Below are 12726 nucleotides of genomic sequence, written 5' to 3'. Positions count from 1 at the left end.
TTAGGTTGATTTTATTTCTACAAAAATACAGTTATTAATTAGAACTAGAAATGTAGTTCTTTTTTTGAAGTATAATTTTTGATTAGTAGAAAATAAAATGAGGAATTTTTGATGCATCAAAATTTTGTTTAACTTATAAAATCTGTATTTACCAAAAAAAGAATGAATAAGTCAATAATCTTTAAGAAGACAATTACGCAAAATAAAATTCAAGTTTTAATAACTCTTAAAAAGAATATAAAGTTTTATTTTGTTTAATAATTTTAATAAAAATTTAAACAAAATATCAATTGTGTTTAATAATTTTGGGTAATGTCAAAACAAAAACAATTAAATTAAAAGACTTATGAAAAAATTATCAAAAATTATGCTGATAGCATTTATTGCTATTCTTAGTACTTCTTGCAGTGATGATGACACTACAGAAACACCAGTTGACAATACAATAACTGGTTTAGCTTCTAGAAATGCTAATTTGTCTATTTTAGTTCAAGCCTTAGGTAAAGCTGGATTAGCATCTACGCTACAAGGCAGTGGTCCGTACACCGTTTTTGCCCCTACAAATGACGCATTTAATACTTTTTTAGATGCTAATGGTTTCGACTCCCTAGACGATGTTCCTGAGGCGACCCTAAAACAAGTTCTACTAAATCACGTTGTTAGTGGTAAAGTATTATCAACTCAATTGACAACTGGTTACATTAAAACACTTGCTACTTTCGGAACCACAACTAACAATATAGATATGTATGTAAATACTTCTACTGCAGAGGGTACGAAACTTTTCAATGGAGTGGCTAACGTAGTTACTCCAAACGTTGAAGCTTCAAATGGAGTTGTTCATGTTGTTGATGCAATTATAGGTATCCCTACAATTGCAACACACGCTACAGCCAATCCTAATTTTTCTACTCTAGCTAGCCTATTGACAGCTCAAGGATTAGTGCCTACTTTAGCTGGAACTGCAAGTTCACCTTTTACAGTATTTGCTCCTCTAAATTCTGCTTTTGATTCAGCTACACTAGATTTATACACAGGATTAAATTCTGATGGGAAATCAGCTGTTTTGAAATACCATGTAGTTACTGGAGCAAATGTAGTATCAAGTGGCATACCTACAACGCCTATCAACACTTTTCAAGGACAAGCCGTTACTATTGCAGGTACAGTAATAACTGACGCAGAAGGAAGAAACACTAACATCGTCCTAACAGATGTGCAATGTGGAAATGGAATTATACACGCTATTGACAAAGTCTTATTACCTAATTTGGCAGACTAAGTTCAATACAAAGCATAAAAAAGCTCCCAAATTTGGGAGCTTTTTTTATTTTTTCTTCTGTTGTTTCTGTTGCAATGCTTTTTGCTCTTCAGCTTGCTGCATTACTTCTTGTAATTTTTGTTGGAATCTACCTTGCTTTTTGGGCTCTTTCAATTTGTTTTCTTGAATTTGAGCATGAATTTTATCACTGTCGATAATGTAATTCTTAATTACTAACATAATTCCTATAGTGATTAAGTTAGAAATAAAGTTATACAAACTCAACCCTGCTCCATAACTATTAAAGAATATTAACATCATCACTGGTGAGACGTATATCATGATTTTCATCATCTTAGCCATGTCTGGCATTCCTTCTTGTTGTGGCGTAGCCATTTGCTGGTCACCAGAAGTCATCTGCATGTAGAAGAAAATAGCAATAGCAGCAAGAATTGGAAACAAGCTTATATGGTCTCCATACAAAGGAATGTGGAAAGGTAATTTTGCCACTTGGTCAAAAGAGGACAAATCATCAGCCCAAAGAAAACCTTTTTGTCTTAATTCGAATGCTGACGGAAAGAACTGAAATGAAGCATACATAAACGGAATTTGAATCAAGGCTGGTATACAACCTGCCATGGGATTCACTCCAGCTTTGTTGTACAATTTCATTGTCTCCTGTTGCTTTTTTAGCGGATCTTTTTTGAATTTCTCTCCCAACTCAGTTATTTCAGGTCGTAAAACCTTCATTTTTGCTTGAGATAAAAATGATTTATACGTTATTGGCGACATGGCAATTTTAATCAAAATTGTAAATACAATAATGGCAATTCCATACGCTATGTATGAGCTTAAAAACCCAAACAGAGGTATAAAAATAAACTTGTTAATCCAGCCAAATATTCCCCAACCTAGAGGAATTATCTTGTCTAAATTTTTATCATAGGCCTTCAAAGTAGCATAATCAGTTGGACCAAAATACCAATTCATTTTATAATCTACTTCTCCGTTGGTATAGACTAAAGGCAAATTAGCTCTAAACTGCTTAGTGAAAATGGTATCTACTTTCTCATCATTTACTAGATTGTTAGAATATAATTTGGCTTTGGCAAATGGATTATTGGTTATCAAAATTGAAGAAAAGAAATGTTGCTTGAATGCCACAAATCCAACTTTTTCTGGATTTTCTTCCTTGTCATGCCCTTGCCCAGTATAATTGAACTTTCCATCTTCATACTCAAAATAGATTTCAGCATATCTGTTCTCATAAGAAACACTTTTCTCATTTCTATACGATTTCAAATTCCATTCTAAGTCCAATGGTTTTGAAGTATTTAAGACCTTACTTAATCCTTGTGAACGTACATCAAAATCCAACATATAATCATTTGGTTTCAATACATATCTGTACTCTAGAAACTGATTATCTGCTGCTTTCAATTTCATGGACAAGACTTGATTTTCACCTTCTTTAGTCAATATAGGTTCGAAAAACAAATTCTTCGTTTCAAGAACTCGATTGTCTTGAGTCAATAAATTGATATTCAAATCCGAGTTATTATCTTTAATTAAAGACACCAATTGACCTGAATTTTTACTAAACTTTTGATGTTTTTTTAAAGTAGCTTCAACAATAAATCCTCCTTTATTAGCAACTTTAATTAGTACCAAGTCATTTTCTATAGTGGTAAAAGCCTGTTTTGCAGAAGGAAGCGAAGCCGAATAAGCAAAACTTCCTAAAGCCGTTTTCAATTTTGTAAGCTGTAATGAATCGTTTACCACAGAGCCATTACTAACCAGGGTCGCAACAGCTGTTGATTTTGTAGGTATTTTAGCACTAGCTTGTTGTTCTTTCTTGGCTTTCTCAGCATCAATTTCTTTTTGAGTCGGTTGATTTTGATACATGATCCAAATCAAAATTCCGAAGATTAATATGAATCCAATAATTGAATTGAGGTCTAATTTTTTTTGTTCCATTATTTAAAATTTTATCCTTTGAATTTTCTCAAAGTGATAGTCAAATATTATTTTACTATAGTTTTTTTATTTTTTACCATTGCGGCGACAAAGTTAACAAATAAAGGATGTGGATTTGCAACCGTGCTTTTATATTCTGGATGATATTGTACTCCAATGAAAAACGGATGATTTTCTAATTCAACTATTTCGACCAAACCTGTATCTGGATTAACTCCCGAAGCTTTCAATCCCGCATTTTCCATTCGTTCTAAATAATCACCATTAAACTCATAACGATGACGATGACGCTCTAAAATATTGATTTTGCCGTATATTTTATGCGCTAACGAATTGGGTGAAATCGAACATTTCCAAGCACCAAGTCGCATTGTTCCCCCTTTATCAGTAATGCCTTTTTGTTCTTCCATCAAATCAATAACAGGATGAGATGTACCTTGATTCATTTCGCTTGAGTTGGCGTCGCTAAAGCCCAATACATTTCTAGCATACTCGATAACAGCCATTTGCATTCCTAAGCAAATTCCAAAAAAAGGAAGATTGTTCTCTCTGGCATAACGAACGGATTGAATTTTACCTTCTATTCCTCGCTCTCCAAAACCTGGCGCTACTAAAATTCCATCTAAACCAGATAATCTTGATGCAACGTTATCACCATCTACAAATTCTGAATGTATAGAAACAATATTAACTTTGGTTTCATTTGCAGCTCCAGCATGAATAAAAGCTTCCAAAATGGATTTATAGGAATCCTGTAACTCTACATACTTTCCTATCAATCCTAGGCTTACGGTATGTTTTGGATTTTTTAATCGATGTAAAAAGGTATTCCAATTTTTTAAATCTGGCGCTGCTTTTTTGGATAAATTCAACTTTTTCAGTGCTACTACATCAAGACCTTCCTCAAGCATTAAATTGGGTACTTCATAAATAGTAGAAGCATCAATAGATTGTATAACAGCTTCACGTTTTACATTACAAAACAAGGCCAACTTGTGACGCAATTCTTCTGAAAGTTCATGCTCTGTTCTACAAACTAGGATATCAGCTTTTATTCCGCTTTCCATCAAAGTTTTTACGGAATGTTGCGTAGGTTTTGTTTTTAACTCACCCGCTGCAGCCAAAAACGGCACTAAAGTTAGATGAACAACGATGCTATTGTTTTCTCCTAATTCCCAAACCAATTGTCTAACGGATTCAATGTAAGGTAAAGACTCAATATCTCCAACTGTTCCGCCTATTTCTGTAATGACAATATCATAATCCCCTGAGTTTCCGAGCAATTGCATGCGCTCTTTTATTTCATTGGTAATATGTGGCACTACTTGAACTGTTTTGCCTAAAAACTCTCCTCTTCTCTCCTTTTCAATTACAGAAAGATAGACTCTACCTGTGGTAACATTATTAGCTTGTGAAGTGGGAACATTTAAAAAACGCTCGTAATGTCCTAAATCCAAATCGGTTTCGGCACCATCATCAGTAACATAGCATTCTCCGTGTTCATAGGGATTTAATGTTCCTGGATCGACATTAATATAAGGGTCAAATTTTTGAATGGTAGTGCGATAACCTCTTGCTTGTAATAATTTTGCTAGAGAAGCTGCTATAATTCCTTTACCTAAGGAAGAAGTTACACCACCTGTAACAAAAATATATTTCGTTTGATTCATTACTTGTTGTTGTTTGCTGTTGTGTTGTTGTTGAGTCGTGGTTCTGTAAAAAACGTGGCAAAAATACGATTATAAATTGATATTTTACAATTACCTAGAAATAACTTATGGCTTTGGATATTGCTTTCTGATGTTGCGAATTAATTCCTCTAATCCATTTAATTTGAGTTCATAAATGAGTTGCAATTGTTCCCCTAATTTGCCTTTTGGAAAACCTTTATTGCTAAACCAAACCATATAATATTCGGGTAAATCTATTAGATGCCTACCCTCATATTTACCAAAAGGCATTTTAGTGTGAGCAAGTTCAATGAGTTGTTTTTGGTCTGGATTCAAGGTTGATGTTTTATCGCAAAGAATACAATGTTTTTTTTTTTTGCAAAAATTAAGGATTATAACGTTCGGCCTTTAGTTTGCATAATCAAATAAATAGTTATTTTTCCGAAGAAGAAACGGGTGAACTAAAACGTTTCGTAGGGTTGAGACCTATAAGCTGCATAAGACCCGTTTCTACTTTCGGACTTGCCAGTACTAGTTGGAATGATGGGTTTTTAGACCCGCTAAAGGCGATAGCACAGCAAGGTATTTATTTATCCTAAAAACAAATGTATGAAAAAAGTAACAGAAACTATTGGAATTGATGTTTCCAAATTAACACTAGATGTTTATGTACGAACTACTAAAGTTCACAAACAATTTAGCAATGATGTAAAAGGCTTTAAACAAATTATTAGTTGGACCATCAAGCAAAAAATCAATTTAGAAGAAGCCTTATTTTGCTTTGAGCATACCGGTTGGTATTGTATACTATTAAGTTATTTTTTGTTTGAGAACAAGCATCGTTATTGTTGTATCAACGCCATAGAGATTAAGCGTTCAATGGGATTAAAGCGAGGTAAAAGTGATAAGGCAGATGCATGGGAAATAGCCAACTATGCTTGGCTAAGAAGGGAAGAATTGATACCATCCGTCCCTCCAGCAAAGAAGCTAATAGAATTACAAAGGATGATGAGTTTACGTGAACAATTAGTCAAACAGCTTACCGCGAGCAAGAATCTTTACAAAGGGATGCAAGAAATAGTTATCGATGAATTAAATGATGTTTCCTTGGGAATATTGAAAGAAAATATGAGCCAATTGGAAAAGCAAATTCTCACAACAGAAAAAAGCATTAATGAGCTTATAAAACAAGACGAAACCATGATAAATAACTACAAACTCTCCAAAACAGTCAAAGGAGTAGGCATGGTACTGGCAGTTCAAATGCTCCTGCACACGCACAATTACACGCGTTTTGAGAGTCCTCGACAGTTCTCCGCCTATTGTGGATTAGTTCCCTATCCTTATCAATCAGGGACAAGCATCAATGGACGTAATAAAACTCACCCAATTAGTGATCGAAAGATGAAGAGTCTATTGTCCATGTCAGCCATAAGCGCCATTCAACACGACAAAGAACTCAAACTGTATTATCAAAAAAGAGTGGAAGAAGGCAAACCTAAAATGGTAGTTTTAAACATCATCAGAAACAAAATTGTATCAAGAGTATTTGCAACGGTAAACAGAGGAACACCTTATGTAGAAATGAGTAAATTTTGTGCTTAAAAATTTGGATTTGATCTTGGAATGCAGCTTGGCGAAGGTGGTAATTACTACCACTAATGTTGATGAGGAGAACCAATGTTTGATTAACCACAAATCTGTCTGCGGAGAATTGAACCGCCACTTTTTCCAAACCCTGTTACCTGCTGCCCTTATTGTTTTTTTACTAACTCAATGTCCTTTGTCTTTAGTTTTTGGACTAACCATTTTTCAATTTTTTCGGTGTCAATTTTTATTTTATTGTCAGATTGATATAGTAAAACTGTTATGACTTTTAAACTGTCTGTATTGGTATTTATTTGATGCTTGCCAAATGAAACATTTCTTAGTTCAGGAAATAGTATTGAAATTTCTTTTATTGTTTCAGTATTTATGACTTTATATTCATTCAATTCTTTCTGCAAATTGTTTATTATAATATCCTTTTCGTTTAGTACTTTGTTTTGCATTCCTATTTCATTCAAAATTTCACCTTTTAAATCTTTTGTGTCTTGAATAATTTCAACTAAAGTGTTGTTAATACCGTATGTTGAAAGTTTTTGGTTAAGTAATGTTATCTCATTTTCATTAAATTTTTTCATTAAACATCCTATTTCAACTATTTTAGGACTAGTGTTGAATTTTGTTCGCTTATAAATTATGTTGTAACCTTTATTCGTAAATTCGTTGGCTAAAAATTGTTCAACTTTTTGATTGTATTTGTTTTCTTGTAGGAGATTATAAGCCAAGTAAAAGCTCGGGATTATCATTATTAAAATTAAAACGGTAATACTATATCGTATTTGTTTTTCAAACTTTATATTTAATGCTTTTACAGGTTGGTATTCTAAGTATTTCACAATGAAAAATGTTGAAGTACAAATGAAAAAGCAATTGATTGTGTATAAATAAAATGCACCAAAAAAATAGGTCATTTTTCCAATGGCTAGACCATAACCTGCTGTGCAAAGTGGAGGCATTAAAGCAGTGGCTATAGCAACACCTGGTATTGGGTTTCCTTTTTCTACTCTAGTAAGTGCAATTACACCTGCTAACCCACCAAAAAAGGCTATTAATACATCGTATATATTTGGCGAAGTTCTTGCTAATAATTCTGATTGAGTTTCTTTAAAAGGACTAAAATAAAAGTAGATTGTAGCTATAAATAAACTTACTATGGTGGCAATAAATAAGTTTTTTCCTGATTTTTTAAGCAATTCAAAATCATAAATTGCTAATGCAAAACCTGCACCTACTATAGGTCCCATAAGTGGTGAAATAAGCATTGCTCCAATTATTACTGCCGTTGAGTTTACATTTAAGCCAACAGAAGCTATAACAATTGCACAAGCTAATATCCATAAGTTAGAACCTCTAAAAGAAATGTTAGATTTAATGTTTTCTAATACTTTTTCTTTTTGTTCTTCCCCATTATGTAAATTGATAAAATCAAATAACTTATTCTTCATCTTCTGTATATTCAGTTGTTAATGTTAGTATCAATGTAAAAAATCCTAATGATCCTGATATTAATGACGAAGTTAGTATTACTAATTTTGAGTTGTTTATTATTAGTTCATTGTCAAAAGCAAGTAATGTTATAAATATGGACATAGTAAACCCAATTCCACTTAAAAGACCAACACCAAAAATTGATTTCCAATTTAGGTCTGTTGGTAATTTACAAAGACCAAACGTCACGGCTAAAAAAGTAAAAATAAATATACCTAATGGTTTGCCTACGATTAGTCCAAGTGCAATGCCTAAACTATTGTTTTCCGTCAATGTTTGTGATATGTCGCCACTAAAAACAATTGCTGTGTTTGCCAAGGCAAAAATTGGCAAAATGATAAACACAACTGGTTTATGTAAAAAATGTTGTAATATAAAGGAAGTTGATTTTTCTCCTCCATTTCCAAATGGAATAGCAAAAGCTAATAAAACACCCGTAATGGTGGCGTGAACGCCAGAATTAAGCATAAAATACCACATTGCAACTCCACCTATTAAGTAGGGAATTAAATTTCTTACTTTTAGTTTTCCGATGATAAATAATAAAAGCCAAATTCCCAATGCAATAAAAAGATTTGTCCAAAGCAAAGTTTTGGTATAAAAAATGGCAATAATGATAATTGCTCCCAAGTCGTCAATAACTGCTAATGCTGTTAAAAAAACTTTTAGTGAAGTAGGAACTTTGTTGCCTAGCAATGACAATATTCCCAAAGCAAAGGCGATGTCTGTCGCCATAGGAATACCTGCTCCTGATTGTGATATAGTTCCATAATTGAATAGTAAAAATATTCCTGCTGGTATAAACATTCCGCCTAATGCTCCAAAAATTGGTAACAAGGCGTCTTTGAAATTTGAAAGTTCGCCTTGATAAATTTCTCTTTCTAATTCCAAACCAATGAGCAAAAAGAAAATTGTCATTAGTCCGTCATTTATCCAATGCTCAAAACTATGCTCTGCAAATTTAGTTTGAAAAAAGTCGTGATAACTTGTTCCAAAATTTGAGTTGGCAAGTAAAAGCGACAAAATTGTACAAGCAATTAAAACAAGTCCACCTGCTTTTTCGCTGTTGAAAAAATCTTTAAATAATTTAGTTGCTTTCATTTGTTTTGTCTCTCAGTTGATTGTTTATGCGATCTGTAATAGGGTTGCAGGTAATAGGCGCGCGCTTGACGAAGTTGTTTGATTTCTTCAAACGCGGAGATGGGCGAAGGGCTCACCTATTGGGCATAGGTGCTTTGCGCCTTTTGCCCAACCCGCTTATTGGCGAATGTCCCTCATTTAATTACTTACAACCTTTATAGTCGTTTGTAATTGTTTGTAAATCAAATATAATAAATTGTATTTGAAATTTGGGATACCTCTTGAAAACTTTAGATTGCTTCGTTCCTCGCAATGACTTTATTTCCAATTAAAAGTAATTCGCTTATCAATGTCTGGATGCAAACTTAAAAAAACGGGGCAGGTCATAGCGGCTCTCTCAAGAATGGTTTTGGTTTTATCATCTGGAGCATAATTCATATCAAATACAATTTCGATAGCGCTTATCTTCCTAGGTTCCGCCTGCATGATTTTGGTAACAGAAGCTGTAGAGTTTTCAATAGCAACATTCATATCTCTCGCTTTGATTCCCATTATGGTAAACATGCAACTTCCCAATGCATTGGCAACAAGGTCTGTTGGAGAGAAAGCTTCTCCTTTACCGTTATTATCTAAAGGTGCATCCGAAAGGATTTCAGTGCCTGATTGTAAATGTGTTGATGTGGTTCTTAAATCACCGAGATAGGTTACTTTTGAGGTCATTTAGTTTACTTGTTTTACTGATAAATCTTCTTGGTATTCCATGATATAAATCCCCTTGTTGATGTATCCTTCAGCATTCTTTTTAACATATTCAAATTTACTCTCTACTTGCTCCGTTTTATCTTCTTTTGCAGAAGATTCAAATGATTTTCCTTGAGACAAACGCAGTAAAGTATCAAATGTAATATCGAAGCCGCGAGTAGCAAATTGATTCGGGAAAATTTTATTTTTAGCCTTAAAATTATTTTCAAAAATAGCGGCTTCTGAAGAGGTATTGTCTCTAGTTAATGAAGGATAAAGCATTTTAAGAATCGTTAATCGCTTCATGGAAATCTCTTCAAAATCAAGAGTGTCATTTGGTTCTATTATTACTAACTGAATTTGAAAATTAGCCAATTCGTTCAAAAGAGCATTGGTAGTTGTTAGAATCATCCCTGTTTTTTCTGAATCTAAGACTACATAATTCATTCTGTCTTTAACAAGAAGTCCTTTTAAAGCTAAAATATCAATAGCTCCATTTTCAGTAAAAGGAACGAATTGAGCGGAAGGATATTTCTTAGTTATAAACTCTTTATTTGAAATCTTTTTAGGATCATTGACCACAATTATATTTCCGTTTTTAGCCATCATAAAATCGAACATCGCCGCTTTAGCGTAATCACTTGGCGGCATCGATTGAAACAAATTGCTATAAGGTTTTCCTAACTCTTTTGATAATGGGGAAATTACCGGCACATTTTTATCACTTAGTAGTTCTGCAACTTTCTCTACATATTGTTGATAAAAAGGTCCAATCACAGCATCGGCATTCTGAAGATTATTGTCTTTAACAATGTTGACAACATTAGAAGATAATTTACTTTCTTCTGAATCGAAAATCTTAACATCTACATTTAATCCTAGTGTTTTTGCCGAATCTATTGCCATCAGTGCTCCTGAATAAAAATCGAGTGTCATGTTTAAAAAAGCATCTTTCTTCAAACGAACAGCAATAGTTTTTAGAGTGTCGTTTTGAATTTTTGTAGCATTGAAAGGAAGCAACAAAACGAGCTGTTTTTTATCTTTATTTTTTATGGTTTGAGACAAATCTGTTACCTTTCTTCCTGAATCTGAAACCATTTTGATAGAGCCTTTTCCGGGAACTTTTAATATCATTCCTACTTTAACTCCATCTTTTAGTGTTGGATTTAAACTTATCAACTCTTCTTGCGTAATTCCAAATGATTGTGACAAACTGTAGAGCGTTTCCTTTGGTTTTACTTCATAATTTGCAAATCCATTAAAAACGGGTTTCCTAATTACCTCCGTCACTACTGTTTCTTCTTGAACAATTTCTTTAACAACGGGTTTTGGTTTTTGAACTTGTGGTGTGCTCGGTTCTTCTATTTGCCCTTTACCACTAATTATTAGTTTATACCCTATTGGTAAATTGGCAACTATACCTGGATTATTTAGCTCTAATTCTTGTACTGTAATACCATATTTTTTTGAGATTCCAAATTTTGTCTCCTTAGGTTCAACTACATGATAAATTACTTTATCAGATTTTGAAATAGCATTTTTGACAACTTCTTTTTCAACAGGCTCTGGGGTAGCTTTGGCTTCTTTTACTTCGGCAACAGAAGTTCCTTCATTGGCAGGAATTTTAACTACTTGTCCTACTTTTAAACCTTCTTTTAAAATCTCTTGGTTTAGATTTTTTAAATCGTCAACATTAACATTATACTCTCTAGAAATACTATAAAATGTTTCTTTAGGTTTAGCAGCATGAGTCTTTGTACTGGCGATTGTGCTTTTGGGCTTTGAGGTTATTTTTTCGATTTCTGCTGGCTTTATTTCTTCAACTTTCTGAATTGAAACCGGAATGAGTAAAATATCATTTTCGGCAATGCCAGCTTGTGAATCTGGATTCAGTTTGTAAATATCAAAAGGAGTGACCTTATACTTACTTGCAATTTGCTTGATAGTTTCTCCTTTTAAAACGGTATGTTTTGTGAAATTTTTATCTTGCGCAAAAAGAGAACAAGACAAAGAAAATAGGACAAAAAAAGCAACCAAAATTCCATTCCTATTTATATTTTTTGCCATAGTAACGATTAAATTATTCAATGTAAATCATTTTTAAGTTAATTCTTTCTAATAATCAATATTTGCCCAATTTGAAGACCGTTCTTTACTACTACTTCGTTTTTTTCTTTTATCTCGTCTACGCTAACATTGTATTTTTTAGACAAACCAAATAACGTTTCTTTAGGCAAAACTTTATGCTGAATATATTCTTCTGTCTTTTTTGCCTCTAGTTTCTGATTTGTAGTTACAATTGTGACTGGAGTTTCTTTTTTATCTTTTTTAACTCGTGATGGAATAATAATTACCTCTCCCGTTTGCAGTCCAGTTTGTTGAATTTTAGGATTTACCGACTGTATTTCTTCAACTGTAACATGATACTTTTTTGACAGTCCAAAGATGGTTTCTTTTGGTTCAACAATATGCTGAATTACATCTGATTCACTTTCAACAGAAGTACTCTCCAATTCTTTATTTATTTCTAACTCAATTGCAATCTTCTTATCTTCTTCTGCATCATTATTGACAAATGCAACCTCTTGTGACAAATTATCAGATGGTGTATCCTGTTTGGAAAAAGATTCTTTTTTTCGGATAGGAATTTGCAACACCATACCTTCAGATATACCATTAACTGCAAATCTATTCAATTTGTAAATATCTGCTGGATCTACAGAGTACTTTTTTGAGAGTGCTCTAACGGAGTCATAAGACTGTACCTCGTGATTAACAATTTCTACCTCGTGATCTTTATGCTGACCAAGACTGAATTGAGAGACACAAATTACAAAAAAAAACAACAGTTTTATCTTCATATATTGATATTTATTGTTTTACCCAATTTTGCAATTACACTTT

The 12726-nt window shown here is 33.1% G+C and carries 11 protein-coding genes; 3 read left to right on the top strand and 8 right to left on the bottom strand.

Going from position 1 to position 12726, the window contains the following annotated elements; all coding sequences use genetic code 11:
- Positions 1-346 precede the first annotated feature (346 nt).
- Positions 347-1282 carry a fasciclin domain-containing protein gene (locus tag AC23L6_RS11375; RefSeq protein ID WP_487562532.1) on the top strand — a complete coding sequence of 312 codons (936 nt, stop codon included), beginning with the start codon at positions 347-349 and terminating at the stop codon, positions 1280-1282.
- A gap of 45 nt (positions 1283-1327) precedes the next feature.
- Here the strand turns inward: AC23L6_RS11375 and yidC are convergent, their stop codons facing one another.
- The 3 genes from yidC to AC23L6_RS11360 form a co-directional block, all read right to left on the bottom strand.
- The gene (gene yidC / locus AC23L6_RS11370; RefSeq protein WP_487562533.1) at positions 1328-3238 is read right to left on the bottom strand and encodes a membrane protein insertase YidC; all 1911 of its coding nucleotides are present in this window, start codon (positions 3236-3238) and stop codon (positions 1328-1330) included.
- Positions 3239-3285: 47 nt separating this feature from the next.
- Positions 3286-4908 (bottom strand): CTP synthase, encoded by a 1623-nt coding sequence (gene pyrG / locus AC23L6_RS11365; RefSeq protein ID WP_487562534.1) that lies wholly within the window; start codon positions 4906-4908, stop codon positions 3286-3288.
- Positions 4909-5013: 105 nt separating this feature from the next.
- A complete protein-coding gene (locus AC23L6_RS11360) occupies positions 5014-5244 on the bottom strand; it encodes a DUF3820 family protein (RefSeq protein ID WP_487562535.1) in 231 nt (76 codons plus the stop codon).
- 77 nt (positions 5245-5321) lie between these two features.
- On the opposite strand from AC23L6_RS11360, the gene AC23L6_RS11355 reads away from it, so the two are divergent.
- Positions 5322-5507: a hypothetical protein gene (locus AC23L6_RS11355; protein WP_487562536.1), complete on the top strand. Its 186-nt coding sequence runs from the start codon at positions 5322-5324 to the stop codon at positions 5505-5507.
- Between the two features lie 10 nt (positions 5508-5517).
- On the top strand, positions 5518-6513 hold the full coding sequence (locus AC23L6_RS11350) for an IS110 family RNA-guided transposase (protein WP_487562537.1): 996 nt from the start codon (positions 5518-5520) through the stop codon (positions 6511-6513).
- A gap of 149 nt (positions 6514-6662) precedes the next feature.
- On the opposite strand, the gene AC23L6_RS11345 is transcribed toward AC23L6_RS11350, so the two are convergent.
- The 5 genes from AC23L6_RS11345 to AC23L6_RS11325 all read right to left on the bottom strand — a co-directional run bounded on the left by AC23L6_RS11345 (position 6663) and on the right by AC23L6_RS11325 (position 12683).
- Complete coding sequence (locus tag AC23L6_RS11345) at positions 6663-7958, bottom strand: TIGR00341 family protein (RefSeq protein WP_487562538.1); 1296 nt, start codon at positions 7956-7958, stop codon at positions 6663-6665.
- The gene (gene nhaA / locus AC23L6_RS11340; RefSeq protein WP_487562539.1) at positions 7948-9102 is read right to left on the bottom strand and encodes a Na+/H+ antiporter NhaA; all 1155 of its coding nucleotides are present in this window, start codon (positions 9100-9102) and stop codon (positions 7948-7950) included. The genes AC23L6_RS11345 and nhaA overlap by 11 nt, the downstream gene beginning before the upstream one ends.
- A 297-nt stretch (positions 9103-9399) precedes the next feature.
- Entirely contained in the window at positions 9400-9801 is a 402-nt protein-coding gene (locus AC23L6_RS11335; RefSeq protein WP_487562540.1) for an OsmC family protein, read from the bottom strand.
- Positions 9802-11889 (bottom strand): LysM peptidoglycan-binding domain-containing protein, encoded by a 2088-nt coding sequence (locus AC23L6_RS11330; RefSeq protein ID WP_487562541.1) that lies wholly within the window; start codon positions 11887-11889, stop codon positions 9802-9804.
- A gap of 38 nt (positions 11890-11927) precedes the next feature.
- Positions 11928-12683, bottom strand: coding sequence for a LysM peptidoglycan-binding domain-containing protein (locus AC23L6_RS11325; protein WP_487562542.1), 756 nt, complete (start codon positions 12681-12683; stop codon positions 11928-11930).
- Between the last annotated feature and the right edge of the window lie 43 nt (positions 12684-12726).

The organism is Flavobacterium sp. R1_16 (genome assembly GCF_057652095.1).
Note: the sequence above shows the minus strand (reverse complement) of the source record. Positions and strands in the feature narration are given on the sequence as shown.